Origin of the sequence: Cryobacterium sp. TMS1-20-1 (genome assembly GCF_004402355.1) — a bacterium.
Classification (GTDB): domain Bacteria; phylum Actinomycetota; class Actinomycetes; order Actinomycetales; family Microbacteriaceae; genus Cryobacterium; species Cryobacterium levicorallinum.
Window position 1 is genome coordinate 89,819 of sequence record NZ_SOGF01000018.1, and the last position, 14,450, is coordinate 104,268.

At 65.3% G+C, this 14,450-nt stretch carries 16 protein-coding genes, 1 tRNA gene and 1 pseudogene; 6 read left to right on the plus strand and 12 right to left on the minus strand.

What is annotated here, in order from left to right; all coding sequences use genetic code 11:
• Positions 1–68: 68 nt before the first annotated feature.
• From E3O45_RS02940 to E3O45_RS02950, 3 genes are all read right to left on the minus strand, one after another.
• Entirely contained in the window at positions 69–329 is a 261-nt protein-coding gene (locus tag E3O45_RS02940) for a Txe/YoeB family addiction module toxin (protein WP_134441597.1), read from the minus strand.
• Positions 326–577, minus strand: coding sequence for a type II toxin-antitoxin system Phd/YefM family antitoxin (locus E3O45_RS02945; protein ID WP_134441598.1), 252 nt, complete (start codon positions 575–577; stop codon positions 326–328). Before E3O45_RS02945 ends, E3O45_RS02940 begins: the two co-directional genes overlap by 4 nt.
• Positions 578–686: 109 nt before the next feature.
• Entirely contained in the window at positions 687–1,082 is a 396-nt protein-coding gene (locus E3O45_RS02950) for a hypothetical protein (protein ID WP_134441600.1), read from the minus strand.
• 308 nt (positions 1,083–1,390) lie between these two features.
• Between E3O45_RS02950 and E3O45_RS02955 the strand changes: the two genes are divergently transcribed.
• The 3 genes from E3O45_RS02955 to E3O45_RS02965 all read left to right on the plus strand — a co-directional run bounded on the left by E3O45_RS02955 (position 1,391) and on the right by E3O45_RS02965 (position 3,277).
• The gene (locus E3O45_RS02955; RefSeq protein ID WP_134441602.1) at positions 1,391–1,603 is read left to right on the plus strand and encodes a hypothetical protein; all 213 of its coding nucleotides are present in this window, start codon (positions 1,391–1,393) and stop codon (positions 1,601–1,603) included.
• Between the two features lie 9 nt (positions 1,604–1,612).
• Complete coding sequence (locus E3O45_RS02960) at positions 1,613–2,056, plus strand: hypothetical protein (protein WP_134441604.1); 444 nt, start codon at positions 1,613–1,615, stop codon at positions 2,054–2,056.
• A gap of 231 nt (positions 2,057–2,287) precedes the next feature.
• Positions 2,288–3,277, plus strand: a complete 990-nt coding sequence (locus tag E3O45_RS02965; protein WP_134441606.1) for a DMT family transporter — start codon at positions 2,288–2,290, stop codon at positions 3,275–3,277.
• Positions 3,278–3,385: 108 nt separating this feature from the next.
• On the opposite strand, the gene E3O45_RS02970 is transcribed toward E3O45_RS02965, so the two are convergent.
• Positions 3,386–3,829: a hypothetical protein gene (locus tag E3O45_RS02970; RefSeq protein ID WP_134441607.1), complete on the minus strand. Its 444-nt coding sequence runs from the start codon at positions 3,827–3,829 to the stop codon at positions 3,386–3,388.
• 185 nt (positions 3,830–4,014) lie between these two features.
• On the opposite strand from E3O45_RS02970, the pseudogene E3O45_RS17410 reads away from it, so the two are divergent.
• Positions 4,015–4,356: pseudogene (locus E3O45_RS17410) on the plus strand (tyrosine-type recombinase/integrase); the annotation flags it as partial.
• 49 nt (positions 4,357–4,405) lie between these two features.
• Here E3O45_RS17410 and E3O45_RS02980 read toward each other — a convergent pair.
• The 7 genes from E3O45_RS02980 to hisS form a co-directional block, all read right to left on the minus strand.
• Positions 4,406–4,479 (minus strand) — tRNA-Leu (locus E3O45_RS02980).
• A 74-nt stretch (positions 4,480–4,553) separates the two neighbouring features.
• Positions 4,554–6,047, minus strand: coding sequence for an NAD(P)/FAD-dependent oxidoreductase (locus tag E3O45_RS02985; RefSeq protein WP_134441611.1), 1,494 nt, complete (start codon positions 6,045–6,047; stop codon positions 4,554–4,556).
• A 22-nt stretch (positions 6,048–6,069) separates the two neighbouring features.
• Positions 6,070–7,401, minus strand: a complete 1,332-nt coding sequence (locus E3O45_RS02990) for a S8 family serine peptidase (protein ID WP_241985192.1) — start codon at positions 7,399–7,401, stop codon at positions 6,070–6,072.
• Complete coding sequence (locus E3O45_RS02995) at positions 7,398–7,943, minus strand: DUF501 domain-containing protein (RefSeq protein WP_134441613.1); 546 nt, start codon at positions 7,941–7,943, stop codon at positions 7,398–7,400. Before E3O45_RS02995 ends, E3O45_RS02990 begins: the two co-directional genes overlap by 4 nt.
• Positions 7,940–8,425, minus strand: coding sequence for a septum formation initiator family protein (locus tag E3O45_RS03000; RefSeq protein WP_092451667.1), 486 nt, complete (start codon positions 8,423–8,425; stop codon positions 7,940–7,942). The genes E3O45_RS02995 and E3O45_RS03000 overlap by 4 nt, the downstream gene beginning before the upstream one ends.
• A 263-nt stretch (positions 8,426–8,688) precedes the next feature.
• Entirely contained in the window at positions 8,689–9,969 is a 1,281-nt protein-coding gene (eno, locus tag E3O45_RS03005) for a phosphopyruvate hydratase (RefSeq protein WP_092451665.1), read from the minus strand.
• Positions 9,970–10,147: 178 nt separating this feature from the next.
• Positions 10,148–11,416: a histidine--tRNA ligase gene (gene hisS / locus E3O45_RS03010; RefSeq protein WP_134441614.1), complete on the minus strand. Its 1,269-nt coding sequence runs from the start codon at positions 11,414–11,416 to the stop codon at positions 10,148–10,150.
• Positions 11,417–11,509: 93 nt separating this feature from the next.
• Here hisS and E3O45_RS03015 point away from each other — a divergent pair, with 93 nt between their 5' ends.
• Complete coding sequence (locus E3O45_RS03015) at positions 11,510–12,490, plus strand: ABC transporter ATP-binding protein (RefSeq protein WP_241985193.1); 981 nt, start codon at positions 11,510–11,512, stop codon at positions 12,488–12,490.
• Complete coding sequence (locus E3O45_RS03020; RefSeq protein ID WP_241985194.1) at positions 12,487–13,596, plus strand: ABC transporter permease; 1,110 nt, start codon at positions 12,487–12,489, stop codon at positions 13,594–13,596. The genes E3O45_RS03015 and E3O45_RS03020 overlap by 4 nt, the downstream gene beginning before the upstream one ends.
• A gap of 19 nt (positions 13,597–13,615) precedes the next feature.
• On the opposite strand, the gene E3O45_RS03025 is transcribed toward E3O45_RS03020, so the two are convergent.
• The gene (locus E3O45_RS03025; protein ID WP_370449966.1) at positions 13,616–14,443 is read right to left on the minus strand and encodes a MazG family protein; all 828 of its coding nucleotides are present in this window, start codon (positions 14,441–14,443) and stop codon (positions 13,616–13,618) included.
• Positions 14,444–14,450 lie beyond the last annotated feature (7 nt).

The window sequence follows — 14,450 nt, forward strand, 5'->3', positions numbered from 1 at the left end:
GCCGGCTTCGTCTTGGCGCGGCGTGTCCTCAAGGGGAACCCCCTACGGGAACTGAGCTAGACCTCGGGTTAGTAGTGTACGCGGGCTTGCAGGATGACGAGGTGATCGTCCGTGACGTAATAGACCAGACGGTTCGTATCGTCGATCCGGCGGGACCAGGCGCCGGAGAGGATGTGCTTGAGGGCTTCGGGTTTGCCGATACCGGCGAACGGATCGCGCAGTGCGTCGGCAATCAGCTGGTTGATTCGCTTGAGAGTTTTACGGTCCTGAGTTTGCCAGTAGATGTAGTCCTCCCACCCATTTGGGTCGAAGGCGATCTTTCGCGTCACGCGTCGAGGAGGTCGTGTCGCTCGAACTCGCCGCGTCGGGCCCGCTCGATCGCCGTGAGCAATCGCTCGGCATTGGCGGGGCTCCGTAGGAGGTAGGCCGTCTCGGTCATCGCGTCGTAGTCCTCTTTCGACAGGATGACCGCGTTTCCGTGCCGGGATACGACCTCGACAGCGATGTGGTCGTCATTGACCTGTTGGATGAGCCCAAATAGGCTCTTGCGTGCTTCCGTCGCGGTGATCGCCGACATGATTACCTCCCTGAGTAGTACTTGATAGCGTACCACTGACGGGTGCGGTGAGGGAAGTGCTCCGTTCCCGTAAGAGGAATGCTCTGCGGGACGGTCTAGGTCTAATTCTTCAGAGGGATTCGTGCCAGGACCGTCGAGTGGCGAGTCGGGCGGTCAGAAAGAGCGCAACGCCCAGGACTCCGAGGATCGCGGCGAATGTGATTCCCCAGTCCCACACGCTGGTCTGGGTATGTACTAGGAGGAGTTCATGCTCGCTTGTGAAATAGGAGCATTGGACCCCAACGGGGAAGAACGAAAATGCGCCGTCCGTGGTCCAGCCTGCTGAGGGCAGAGGCAGATTGCCTAGCTCAGGGTTCTGATAGCAGGATTCTCCGATACCCGCATGTGAGATGATCGCGAACTGAAGCCCCGCCAGGGCGATGAGGGCCATCGACGGAATGCCGAGGATCCAGGACCGCGCAGTCACGGCGAGGAGCACGGGAAAGGCCGGTCTTTGCAGTTGCATTTCGTGTACCCCCTCCTCAACAAAGTACGTGCTGCCAGACACCGGGGTAAGCGTTTGAAGAAATCACTAGCCTGACAGAGTCAGTGCCCGTAACCGAACCCCATGGGGCACATCAACGAGTCAGCTACGCCAACAGCAGCCCTCTATTCTGATAACCGACATATCGTAGAGAAATATTCATAGCTACGCGGGAGTCAGTTGCTCAGATGCCCCTTGTCGCGACGGTCTGCGGCAGGGTTCCGGGTCCGAAAGTCGCGCCTGACCAGCACAGCAGTGCTGTGCTGCGATATCTGAAGAGGGAGCAATAGATGAAACGATCGCCCATCACCACCGCACTTGACGTGATCGCCGTCACCGCATTGGTCATCTCGGCAACTACGGACGTCGTCAAGGCCAGAGAGGAATGGCGACTTCGCCTGGGCTCCGCATGGGCAGACCACAGTCGCCCGCGCCGATTTCGGAGGCAACTTCAGCAACGAATGGATCAAAAGACGAGCCCTGAACTTGCCGACCTGATCTAGCAAGGAAATATGGATCAGGCGATCGAACTCGCGAACCAGCTCAACCCGGATGAGATCCGTAACCGTATTTTTCGTGACGACGAACGGCACCTTCATGACGAGGCGCCCTGTGATGTTTTCCTTCGCCGCTGGTACCAGACTTTGGAGAGCCCCTACCTACGTGCTGAAGCTGCGGACTGTTTTGTGAGCGCCTATACGACGGAACTCGCGCCCGTACCGAACGGCGAGTACATCGGTGCTTATATGCGTACCGAGTCGTTGCGCGAAGTCATCACAAAGATCGCCAGCGCGATCCTTGGTCCAGAGTTGAAAGACCTGGACGATACTCCTGAGCACCCGCTCGATGCCGCCTCGGCAGAAAAGTGGCGTGCCGTCGGCCGGATCCTTGCAGATATCGAGTTGCCTCCCGTCGTATCACCAGTCGCTCCTCCGGAGGAAGCAGAGACGAACTGACACAGGTGGCCTCCCGCGCATGCGATCGCGGGTACCACCCACTCCTGTTTTCCGCCCTCCCGCAGGGGAACCCCCTGCGGGACGACACCCTTGGTCGGCAGATGGCTCGTATGGCACACGAGAATAGCCCTTCCTGGTGCGCGGGTCCACCGGGTGTTCGGTCTGCTGCTCATGATCGAACTGAAATCATGGGTGTCAGGTCGGCTCGAGGCTCGGAAATAGAATGCGAGCATGGTCAACACCGCACTTCATCGACGACTTCCCTTAATGGCCGTCGGAATCGCCGTGGTGTTGTGGTCGACGAGCTTTGGAATCAGCAGTGAGGTTTTGAAAACGGCGTCACCCGCCGTGCTCTCGGTCGGCCGGTTCGCGATCGGCCTGATCGTTCTCGTGCCCCTCGCCGCACGTCGGCCGCTTTTCGCGCGTACCCTCCGCGATCCGCGAACGATTTTGCTCGGGCTCCTGGGGGTTGCGATTTATTACTCGCTGACCAACATCGGTCTTGAGTTCACTACTCCTGGCACGGCCGCTCTCAGCAACGCGGCGCTCCCTGCACTGACCGCCCTGCTCGGTCTGTTCATCCTGAAGGAGCGCCTGCCTCCCCGCACGATTGTCGGACTCGTGCTCGCGACCGCGGGCGTCGTCATCGTGGCGGGTGCGGGCCTCACTGTGGATAGCGGCGTGCTGCTCTGCCTTATCGGCTTGGCCAGCTACTCACTCTATACAGTGCTTCTCCGTAAGGGTGTCCTCGCCGAGCCCCGAGAACGGGCGGCCGGCGGCCGACAGACGGCCGAGTCCGTTGATCCGCTCGTGCTGGCGACGGCGACCGCCGTGTGGGGAACGGCGATCATGCTCCCCTGGCTCGTCGCAGAGATGGCGGTCGGCGCGGCCGCCATCCCGAGCGGATGGGGAGGTCTCGGGGGTCTGTTGGTCCTCGGTGTCGTAATCACCGCGCCGACTCTCGTGCTTTTCAACTTCGGCGCTGAACGCCTTCCCGCTGCAGCCACCGGCGTGCTCACCGCAGCAATTCCGGCACTCGGCTATCTCTTCGCCCTGGTACTTGGCGAACCATTCGACGCGATGACCGCACTCGGCGGCGCAGTCGCGCTCGTCGGCGTCGCCATCGCCTCGGTCACAGCTCCCTCGACCGACTCGAGTCCGGCCGGTTCAGGCTTACCCCCACACGAGGACGTGGCCGCCGGCACTTCTGCAGTCGACTGATCACAGAGCAGGGGCCAGTCAGGGGCGCAGTGCGGCACCGAGCAGTCACCAACGCCGCCACAAGGCGCTCAACTCCACATGCCAAACCAGGCGCGCATCCGCATGCCCCTAAGGCCGACCTCGACCAGGACGGAACAACCCGCGGTCGTGTTCCGCGGAGGGCCATATGAAGGCTAGGACCTTCATTCCCGTAAGCCCCGCCCGAGAAAATGCCCGGTGAAGGGAGGCTAACCGGGGCAGAAATATCGCTGCTAATTCCTTGCCCGGGGCTTCGGGACCGTCGAGCTGCGTCGCTGCCTCGCGCTGGACGGCGTGGTCGCCAGGGTCAGGGTTGGGGCCGATCCAGATGCCGCGGGCGTCGAGGCAGGGGTACGAGACCAACCGTGGGTGTTCGGTGCGGACGAGCCGTCTGTCCGCTTCGCGGGTGATGGCGCGATGGGCGTCGGAAGTGCAGAAGTACGCGACCCGGTCGACGTTTTCGTGCACGAGGCGGTAGCCGTGGTTGGTCACGATCTTCTGGTACCGCTGCCACGACTTCAGGGGTCCTGACATGGACGTCTTAGGTCGATTTATTCTGTCGTAACTCAGAGCCGTTCTTTGATGGCGTATCGCAGGATTAGGTCGGTGCCCGGATAGCGAGTCTGAGTTTCTGTGAGACTCGAGCAGAGCTCGCTGACAGCGGCGGTTTCGCGTTGGGTGGGCATCGGGTCCAGCGTGATGGTCAGTTGGCACTGCTCTGCGCCGATAAGACCCCCGACCAGATCCTGTTCGGCAACGGGCTATCTCACCAGCGCACGCCGTCGACTCGGGACGGCTGGCTGGTCTACGCCCTCAAACGTGCCCGGGAGGTCGATCCGACCTTCCCACGCGTCAAGCCCCACGACCTCCGGCTCACCGCCGCGAGCCTGGCCGTGTCCGCCGGCGCGAACGTCAAAGCGCTGCAGCGGATGCTCGGCCACGCCTCGGCCGCGATGACCCTCGACGTGTACGCGGACCTCTTCGACGACGATCTGGACAGCGTCGCAGTGGCCCGCGATCAGGCCCGGATGATTTCAAGTGTGGGCAAACGGGGCACCTGACGCACCCGTCACCAACTTAAAACCGAGATCAGCGTAGATATATTTGCGGTGCCCCCACTGGGACTTGAACCCAGACTGTGACGATTTTAAGTCGTCTGCCTCTGCCAATTGGGCTATGGGGGCGTGCCCGGTAACGGGCGGATCAAGCATAGGTGCTGCCGAGCGATGCGATCGCCCGGCAGCACCTATCGAAACAGCTACTTTGAAGCGGATGCCTCGGCGGCCGCCTTCTGCGCAGCGGGTGCCGTGGTGGCCGAAGCAGCCTCGGCTGCAGCAGCCTTGACCGTGGGCTTGCGCGGCGCACGGGGCGCACGCGGGGCCGCCGGAGCCTTGGCCGCGGGGGCTGCAGCGGGCGCTGCAGCAGGTGCCGGCGGCTTGGGACGCGAAACGAACTCTTCGAACACGGCACGCGGGTTCTCGGTGGCACTCAACGACACCACGTCGCGGCCGAGGAAAACGTTGTTGACCCAGCCCCAGACGACGCGCAGCTTGCGTTCCCAGCTCGGCATGGCGAGGCCGTGGTAGCCACGGTGCGCGAACCAGGCCGGCATGCCCGTGATAGCCAGGTTGCCGCTCTGGAAGACACCGACTCCAACGCCAAGGCCGGCAACGGCGCCCATGTTCTTGTGGAAGTACTGCACCGGTGCCTCGTCGCGCAGCACGGCAACGATGTTCTTGGCGAGCAGCTTGCCCTGGCGCACAGCGTGCTGGGCGTTCGGCACGCAGTTGCCGCCGACGCCGCCACCACTCAGGTCGGGGACACAGCTCACATCGCCGGCGCCCCAGGCATCGGCGATGATGTCGTCTTCGGTTCCGACGCGCAGGTCGGCACGAACCTGCAGGCGACCGCGCTCTTCGATGGGAAGGTCGGTGTGGCGCACGATCGTCGGGTTGGCCATGACGCCGGCGGTCCAGACGATGAGGTCGGTTTCGAAGGTCTCTCCGGTGGAGAGCTCGATCTTTCCGTCGACCGCGCTGGTCAGCTGGGTGTCGAGGTGAATCTGGGCGCCGCGACCGGCGAGGTTGTCGATGACCCAGAGGCTTGTCTTGAGCGAGACCTCGGGCATGATGCGGCCCATGGCTTCGATGAGGTGAAAGTTGGTGTCCTCGAAGCTGATCTCGGGGTACAGGGTGAGCAGCGAGGTCGCGAACGAGCGCAGCTCGGCAAACACCTCGATGCCGGCGAAACCGCCACCGACCACAACGAACGTGAGCAGGCGCTCACGCTCGGGGCCGGCCGGAAGGGCTGCCGCCGTGTCGAAGTTGGTCAAAACTCGGTCGCGAATGGCGACGGCTTCTTCGATGGTCTTGAGTCCGATGGCCTGGTCGGCGACGCCCGGAATCGGGAACGTGCGCGACACCGCACCGGCGGTGACGACGATAATGTCGTACTTGAACTCGTACGGCTCGCCGGTCGGCGGGGCGATCGTGGCGGTCTTCTCGGCGTGGTTCACGTACGTGACCTTGGCGGAGATGACGTTGGTCTTCTTGAGGTGGCGACGGTGCGACACGACCGCGTGACGCGGTTCGATGGATCCGGCAGCGACCTCCGGCAGGAAGGGCTGGTACGTCATGTAGGGCAGCGGGTCGACCATGGTGACCTCGGCTTCACCGGATCGTAGCCACTTCTCGAGCTTCCACGCCGTGTAAAAACCGGCGTAGCCGCCACCAACAATGAGAATTTTGGGCACGATGAGAAGGCCTCCTACAGGATTATGATTGTGCGAAATCTTTGGGGTTGCGCCGAATTCGCTTGATGTACCGAGTGGCCCCAATGCCCACCAGCGTTACTAGGATACCAAACCCTACGAGTACAGCGAGCGGCAGACTGATATAGGTCAGTGTCAGCTGGTTCGGGAGCCACGCCGTGAGCACATTCTGCACCGGCAGCGCCGGGTCTTCATCGACCGCAGCCGGAGCCTCCGCAACGGGAGTCTCGGTCGGAACCACGTCAATCTGAGCCCGCCGGTGCAGCGTGATCCACTCCGTGAGCAACTCGCTCGGAGTGGCCTCTGTCGCCGGAGCGACATAGCGGGTGACTGCGGCAGCGGCATCGATCAGGCCGTTGCCATAGATTGGGCTCGGCACGCTCCGCCCGTTGGCGTTCGCGGTCGCGATGACCCGGTTCATGACTCCCGCAGCGTCGAGCGTCGGATAGGCCGCCCGCACCAGGGCAACGAGCCCGGACACGATCGGCGTCGCGGCACTCGTGCCGTCCCACTGTACATAGGTCGAATCGGGCGTCACCCCGACGAGCTTCTCGCTCGGCGCAGCGACGGCAATGGTGATGCCTTGCGAGGAGGCATCGAAGCTCGCCGATTTTTCGCGGTCAACGCCGGCGACCGTCAGCACGCCGGGAATCGTCGCGGGAGCCCCGACTTCGGTGGTTCCGCTCCCCCGGTTGCCGGCGGCGGCCACAACGACGACATCATTTTCGAAGGCATAGAGAAATGCGTCATCCCAGCTCTCCGGCCAGTACAACGTATTGCGGGTGAGGGACATATTGATGACGTCCGCCCCATTGTCGACGGCCCAACGGATGCCCTGCGCGATCTGGTCGTCGTTGCTCACGGCAGAACGACTGCTGCCAAACCCGACCGACACCGCCAAAATGGATGCCTCAGGCGCCACGCCGATCAGGCCAGTACCGTCGCCAGTGCCGCGTCCGGCCAGAAGCGAGGCGACCAGGGTGCCATGCTCGCCCTCATCATCATCGCCGGCGACCGGGGTTTGACCGTTTGCGGAGCCGAGCCCGGAGACATCCGTTCCCCCGATGACCGCGCCGGTCAGCTCGGCCACGTTGCCGTTGACTCCAGAGTCGATGACCGCGACCGTGACGCCGGCGCCGCGCGTGGTGTTCCACGCTTCGGTGAAGCCATAATCGGCGAGCCAATACTGCAGGTCGCGAATCTGATCGGCGTGCGCGGCGGGCGCGTCGAGCACGACGGAACCGGCCACGGTACCGCCGAACAGCGCCGTGGCCAGCGCGAGCCCGACGCCCGCGCTGACCCGACGAGCGCTGACCCGGTGCGTAGTCGCGGTCACGCCAGGGCCGCCCCGGATTCGTCGATCGGCGCCGCAGAGTAGTCCAGACACTCGCAGACCGTGGGCGACCAGGTGGCGCGTTCCAGCGCGAGGTCGCCGACCGGATTAACGCCGGGTCCGGCCGCCAGCGAGTGGGCGGCCAGGGCGTGCAGGCATTTCACCCGGTTCGGCATGCCGCCGGAGGAGATGCCAGCGATTTCCGGCACGCTTCCGAGCTGGTCGCGGTCGAACAGAAAGCTCTCGTGGGCAGCCTGGTAGGCCGCGCGCACGTCCGCATCGTCGGCGAGCAGGTCGTTGTACTCGTTCATGACCTGGGTGGCTTCGAGGGAGGAGATCGCTGCGGTGGCCGCGGGGTGGCAGAGGTAATACAGCGTGGGGAACGGGGTGCCGTCGGCGAGCCGCGGTGCGGTCGCCACGACGGTCGGCGCGCCGCAGACGCAGCGGGCGGCGATGCCGACGACGTTGCGGGCCGGTCGTCCGAGCTGGGCCGAGACGAGGTCGATGTCGGCCGCGGTGAACGGGTCGAACGGCGGCCGGGTCACGGCGCCACCGTTTCCGGTGTCGCCGGTGTTAATGTCGCGGGTGCTCCGGCTTGCGGGGCGAGGCCGGCGGTCATGGTGGAGGCGAACAAGGAACCCAGCCAATCAATCTTGGTGCTTTGGATATTGGTACTCACCGGCGCGGCATCCGCTTCAAGCGGGGCGACGACCGGTAAATCGTTGATGACGAGAAAGCTGATGTCGCCGGGCAGTACGTAGAACAACCGCTCGCGTGCCTGCGTTGTGACGTAGGTGCGGTCGTTCCAGCGTTCACGCTGGCTGGTGAGGCGGTCGACCTCGTCTTGTTGATCGGCGACGGCCCTGCTCAACTGGCTGATCTGCTGCCGCTGCTCGGCGTAGGTACGCAGGCTCGGCGCGAGAATCACCACGGCGAGCACCAGAATCACCATCATCACCAACGAGAATCCCGAAAAGCGGATGCCGCGCAGCCAGCCGCCGGCGGGCGTTTCCGTCTCCGAGACCATGGGTGGCCGCTGGGCTGGTTCACGCTGTAGTGGTTGACGGTGGGCTGTTTGCCGCTGGGCCTGCGGGCGCTTGCCCGACTTGGACTGCGCCGGCTGGGGCTGGGACGGCGTCTGCTGAGGTCGCTTCGGCGCCATCACAACTCCTTTCGCTGGTCGGTCGTGTCTGTCAGTAAAAAATGGTACCAAGGGAAAGCTGTGGGCCCCCGACCAACCGAAATATCGGTGGTCGAGGGCCCGATGATGCTATTGCTGCTGAGTGCCTACTACGCGGTGAAGCGGGGGAACGCGGTGCGACCAGCGTAGACCGCGGCCTCGCCGAGTTCCTCTTCGATGCGCAGCAGCTGGTTGTACTTTGCGACGCGTTCGCTGCGGGCGGGGGCGCCGGTCTTGATCTGGCCGGCATCCGTTGCGACGGCGAGGTCGGCGATGAAGGTGTCCTCGGTCTCGCCGGAGCGGTGCGAGATGATCGCGGTGTAACCGGCGCGCTGGGCGAGGGAGACGGCATCCATTGTCTCGGTCAGGGTGCCGATCTGGTTGACCTTGACCAGAATGGAGTTCGCAGCCGCGAGGGAAAGGCCCTTGGCCAGTCGCACCGGGTTGGTCACGAACAGGTCGTCTCCGACGATCTGCACCTTGTCGCCGAGCGCAGCCGTGAGGTGCACGTAGCCGTCCCAATCGTCTTCTTCGAGCGGGTCTTCGAGCGAAACGAGCGGGTAGTCGGTGACGAGCTCAGCGTAGTAGGCGCTCATCTCTTCGGCCGAAAGCTTCTTGCCCTCGAAGTTGTAGCTGCCGTCCTTGAAGAATTCGCTCGCAGCGACGTCGAGGGCGAGGGCGATGTCCTTGCCGGGAACGTAACCGGCGTTTTCGATCGCTTCGACGATGAGGTCGAGCGCTGCCCGGTTGCTGGGCAGGTTGGGGGCGAAACCGCCCTCGTCGCCGAGGCCGGTGGAAAGGCCCTTGGACTGCAGCAGGGCCTTGAGCGAGTGGTAGGTCTCGACGCCCCAGCGCAGGGCCTCGCTGAACGACTCAGCACCGAGCGGAACGATCATGAATTCCTGGATGTCCACATCGTTGTCGGCGTGCGATCCACCGTTGATGATGTTCATGAGTGGCACCGGGAGGGTGTGCGCGTTCGGGCCGCCGAGGTAGCGGAACAACGGCAGTCCGGCCGAGCTCGCGGCGGCCTTGGCCACGGCGAGGCTGACGCCGAGGATGGCGTTGGCGCCGAGGCGCTCCTTGTTGTCGGTACCGTCGGCTTCGATCAGAACGAGGTCGACGATGCGCTGGTCGGTCGCGTCGATGTCTTCGACCGCGGGGCCGAGGTCGTCGATGACGGCTTCGACGGCCTTGAGCACGCCCTTGCCCTGGTAACGGGCCTTGTCGCCGTCGCGCAGCTCATAAGCCTCGAACACGCCGGTGGACGCGCCGGACGGCACCGCGGCACGACTGACCGTTCCATCGCCGAGCAAAACCTCGACTTCGATGGTCGGGTTGCCTCGCGAGTCGAGAATTTCGCGTGCGTCTACTGCCTCAATTAGGGCCACAACTGTCTCCTGTTTTGTCGGGATTGACGCCTGGTCGGGCGCCGGGGTACTGGTCGGAATAAAGGTAGGGGTGTGCCGGACGCTTTTAATGAACGCAGCCCAGGCGAATTCAGTCTAACCAAACCCGTCGGCCGTTCGCCGAACCGCAGAGCTGCCTGGTCGGGCGCGGGTGGCCTGGTCAGACGCCGAGCGGTTTGAAGTCGAGGTCGCCGGCCGTCTGAGTCTCGGCGGTCACGAACGCGAACCTCCCGTAGCCGGCCTCGCCGGCCCGGTCGAGCAGCGCCTTGAGGTTCTTGGTGCGGCGTTCGAGGCGGACACGCAGGCCGTCGGCGACCAGGTCGCGCTTGAGAGCGACCAGTCGGGCCGGATCGGCCTCTTTGTCGTGCACGAGCACGACCGCCAGATCAGCGGATGCGGCATCCGCTTCAAGCAGGTCGACGATGCGTTCAAAGCCGATCGAGAATCCGCAGGCGGGCACCTCGGTGCCGAGAAACCGGCCGATCATGCCGTCATAGCGGCCACCGCCGCCGAGGGAATAGCCGAGGGCGGGGTGCGAGATCTCGAAGATGGTGCCGGTGTAATAGCCCATGCCGCGCACCAGGGTGGGGTCGAAGACCAGGTCGACGCCGGGGAGGGCGGCGCGCAGGGCGGCGAGGTCGGCGAAGGCTTTCGGGTCGAGCCAAGCCGGCGCAGCGCCGTCGAACAAGCCGTCGCCCAGGGCCCAGCCGCCGGCGCCGAGCTCGGTGAGCAACGCGGCGAGGCCCGGCGCATCGATGCCGAGGGCACCGAGTTCGGCCGCGACACCGTCGACGCCGATCTTGTCGAGCTTGTCGATCACGATCAGCGCCCGCTCGGTCAGCGCGGCGGCGACGCCCCAGTGGGCGAGCAGGGCGCTGAGGATGCGGCGGTCATTGATGCGAATGGAGCAGCCCTCGAGGCCGAGCCGATCGAGCGTCGCGGCCGTGGCGGTGATCAGTTCGATCTCGGCGAGCGCGCCGGCCTCACCGATGATGTCGATGTCGCACTGCATGAACTGGCGGTAGCGGCCCTTCTGCGGCCGTTCGGCGCGCCAGACCGGTGCGATCTGAATCGACCGGAACACGGTCGGCAAGCTCGCACGGTGAGTGGCGTAAAACCGGGCGAGCGGCACCGTCAGGTCGAACCGCAGGCCCAGGTCGGCCAGCGACAGAAGGTCATCCTGCTCGGCCGCCGCCGCAACATCCGCTGGGCTGAGCCCGCGCTTGAGCACCGCGAAGGCGAGTTTCTCGTTGTCGCCGCCGAGCCCGGAGTGCAGGCGGGCGGAGTCTTCCATGACCGGGGTTTCGATCTCGTCGAAGCCGTGCGCACGAAAACTCTCGCGAATAATGCCGAGCGAGCGTTCGCGGAGGGCCTTGTCGGCGGGGAGAAAATCGCGCATGCCGCGCGGCGGGGTCACTGCAATAGCCATGGAGTAATTCTCTCAGCATGCCGTGTACGCGATTCACCGCCCGCCCCTGAAAATGGCCGCGCCCTAGACTCGGGGAAACAAGTGGGGGTGTGAATGTCGGTCGCGACTTTTTCCGGCGGATTGGACGTGGCGTCGAGCGGCGTCGCGGTGACCGGGGTCAGTCGGTCATTTGGCAATGTGCTGGCGGTGGTGGATGCGTCGCTCGTTGTGCCGGCCGGGTCGGTGACGGCGTTGATCGGACCGAACGGCGCGGGCAAGACGACCCTGCTGCTCATGCTCGCCACGTTGCTCACACCGTCGACGGGCAGTATCCGCATCAACGGGCACGACCCGGTCACCGAACCGGAACGGGTGCGCGCCGTCACGGGCTGGATGCCGGACGCCCTGGGATCCTGGCCGAGCCTCTCCGCCCGTGCCGCCCTGCAGACCACCGGGCGCATGTACCGAATGACCCGCGAGCAGGCCGCCGTGCGCGCCGACGAACTGATCGCGCTAACCGACCTCGGTGATTTTGCCGATCGACCCTCGCGGGTACTGTCCCGCGGTCAGAAACAACGCCTGAGCCTGGCGCGGGCGCTCGTGCACTCCCCGGGCGTGCTGCTGCTCGACGAACCGGCGTCCGGTCTCGACCCGGCCGCGCGCGCATCATTGCGCCAGCTGCTGCGTCGCCTGGCCGGCGACGGCACCGCCATTTTGGTGTCGAGTCACGTCCTCGCCGAACTCGACGAGATGGCGGATGCCGCGGTGTACCTCGCCGCCGGACGCACGGCGAGCCCGGAGCAGGTGGCCGCGGCGGGCGCGAGTGCCAGATCCTGGCGCATCCGTTCCCTGGATGAGGTGGCGCTGGAACGTGCCCTCGCCACTCCCGGAGTGGTCGGCGCGCTCGTCACTGTGCGCGGCGTCGACCAGCTCGGCACTTTGGTGCAGGTGGAGAACGAGGCCTCGGCGGCGGCGCTGCTGCACAATCTGGTGCTGAGCGGGGTTCCGGTCTGCGATTTCGGACCGGCCGTCGGCAACCTCGAACACACCTTTCAGGACCTCACCCGGTCGACCGGTGGGGAGGCGACGAAATGACCCACTCACGGGTGTTCTTCTCCGGGCTCTGGCTCATCGTCACCCTCGAACTGCGTCAGCGCGTGCGTGGAGCCTCGTGGTACGTATTGCTCGGCGTCTTCATGCTGCTCGTCGGCGTGGTCACATTTCTGCTCTGGCTGGCGACCTCGGCCTGGCTGTCCGGCGGCGGCGGCGTGTTCTCCACCATCATCTTCTTCGTGCTGCTGCTCGGCACGCTGGTCTCTCCGGCGCTGTCGGGCAATGCCATCAACGGCGATCGGGATGCCGGCACCCTCGCCACGACGCAGGTCACGCTGATCAGCACCGGGCAACTCGTGCTCGGCAAGTTTCTTGCCGCCTGGATCACGGCCCTCGCCTTTCTCGCGGCGGCGCTGCCGTTTCTCATCTTCGCGGTCGTGCTCGGCGAAGTCTCGTTCGGCACCATCGCTGTGTCGGTGCTCGTGCTCGCGGCCGAGCTCGGCGTCATTGCAGCCGTCGGAGTCGGACTCTCCGGCATTCTGACCCGGCCGCTGTTTTCGATCGTGCTGACCTATCTGGTCGTCGCGGCACTCAGCCTCGGCACCCTCATCGCGTTCGCGCTGCTCGGCACCGCCACCCAACAGCAGGCGACGAATGTGAACTACTACGTGGTGTCGTCGACGTTCGACGAGGCCACCGGCGAGCAGTCGGACATCGTCTGTTCCACGGCCGAGACGACGACCCAAAACGTGCCGCGCTTCGACTACTTCTGGTGGATTCTCGCCGCGAACCCCTACGTGGTCGTCGCGGATGCCGCCCCCGGCAGCTTCAACGACGCCGGCTACCCGACCGACCTGTTCGGCCAGATCGCCGTCGGCGTGCGCAGCGCCCAGTCGCCGCCGGAGTTGTACACGGAGTTCAACGGCTGCGACGAGGCCGCCCAGAGCAGCTTCAGCGACAGTGGCGCCTTTTCCGGTGAGGCCTTCGACCGGGGGCCGACCGCACAGCAGACCTACGACGGCGCGGTGCCGAGCTGGTTCATCGGCCTCGCCATGCACCTGCTGATCGGCGCGGGCGCCCTGCTCTGGGCGTGGCGACGCACCCGCACCCCGGCAACGCATCTCCCCGCCGACAGCCGCATCGCCTAACCCTCTGTTCTGATCCGCGTTAGGAGGGGAGAGCGATTATTCCAGCGTCGAAGGACTCGTCCAGCGGAGCGCCGGGCGCCTGGACTCCCTCGGCTCCGCGAATCTCGCCCTGCAGGTCGCGCACGGCGGCGCGCAGCGCGCGCTCGGCGTCAAGGCCCTGGGCCCGAGCGGATGCCACGATCGCCAGCAGCAGCGGGCCCAGATCGGCTTCGGATTCAATCGGAAGCGGGAAGCCGGCATCCGCTTCGATCAGGCCGATCTTTTCGGCCCGACCCAGCACCTTGTCGGCGAGGGCGAGGGCCGGCATACCACCCGGAATTCCGTCGAGCACGCTGGTGCGGCCCGGCTTCTCCGCGGCTTTAAAACCGTCCCAGGCAGCCGAGACCTCCGCCGCAGTGTCGAGGGTGACATCGCCGAACACGTGCGGGTGTCGCCCGACCATTTTCTCCGTCAGGCGGGCAGCGACATCCTGAATGTCGAAGTTCTCCTCCGGCGTGTGCGCGGCCAGGTCGGCGTGGAACAGCACCTGATAGAGCACATCGCCGAGTTCCTCGAGCAGGTCGTCGCGGCTGCCGTCCTCGATCGCCTCGATCAGCTCGTGCGTCTCTTCGACCAGGTGCCGCACCAGCGAGGCGTGGGTCTGGTCGGCGTCCCACGCGCAGCCGCCGGGCCCGCGCAGCCGCGCGACGGTGACGATCAGGGTGTCGAGAGGGCTGGGTTGCATCGTTGTCTGCCGAGCGGATGCCGCATCCCGGTCATTTTCGTCGGCCGGCGGCGTCGGTCGGGTAGCGTTGGCACCGGACACAGCGCCGGACACGGAGCCGGAGGAAAACACGGGGTTGGTCATGGTCGGC

What these genes read in the sequence shown, in the direction of transcription:
- E3O45_RS02955 (WP_134441602.1), top strand. Translation starts at nt 1,391, where the DNA reads ATGAAACGATCGCCCATCACCACCGCACTTGACGTGATCGCCGTCACC.
- E3O45_RS03015 (WP_241985193.1), top strand. Translation starts at nt 11,510, where the DNA reads ATGTCGGTCGCGACTTTTTCCGGCGGATTGGACGTGGCGTCGAGCGGC.
- E3O45_RS02970 (WP_134441607.1), bottom strand. Translation starts at nt 3,829, where the DNA reads ATGTCAGGACCCCTGAAGTCGTGGCAGCGGTACCAGAAGATCGTGACC.
- E3O45_RS02965 (WP_134441606.1), top strand. Translation starts at nt 2,288, where the DNA reads ATGGTCAACACCGCACTTCATCGACGACTTCCCTTAATGGCCGTCGGA.
- E3O45_RS03025 (WP_370449966.1), bottom strand. Translation starts at nt 14,443, where the DNA reads ATGACCAACCCCGTGTTTTCCTCCGGCTCCGTGTCCGGCGCTGTGTCC.
- E3O45_RS02945 (WP_134441598.1), bottom strand. Translation starts at nt 577, where the DNA reads ATGTCGGCGATCACCGCGACGGAAGCACGCAAGAGCCTATTTGGGCTC.
- E3O45_RS03020 (WP_241985194.1), top strand. Translation starts at nt 12,487, where the DNA reads ATGACCCACTCACGGGTGTTCTTCTCCGGGCTCTGGCTCATCGTCACC.
- E3O45_RS03000 (WP_092451667.1), bottom strand. Translation starts at nt 8,425, where the DNA reads ATGGTCTCGGAGACGGAAACGCCCGCCGGCGGCTGGCTGCGCGGCATC.
- E3O45_RS02960 (WP_134441604.1), top strand. Translation starts at nt 1,613, where the DNA reads ATGGATCAGGCGATCGAACTCGCGAACCAGCTCAACCCGGATGAGATC.
- E3O45_RS02950 (WP_134441600.1), bottom strand. Translation starts at nt 1,082, where the DNA reads ATGCAACTGCAAAGACCGGCCTTTCCCGTGCTCCTCGCCGTGACTGCG.
- hisS (WP_134441614.1), bottom strand. Translation starts at nt 11,416, where the DNA reads ATGGCTATTGCAGTGACCCCGCCGCGCGGCATGCGCGATTTTCTCCCC.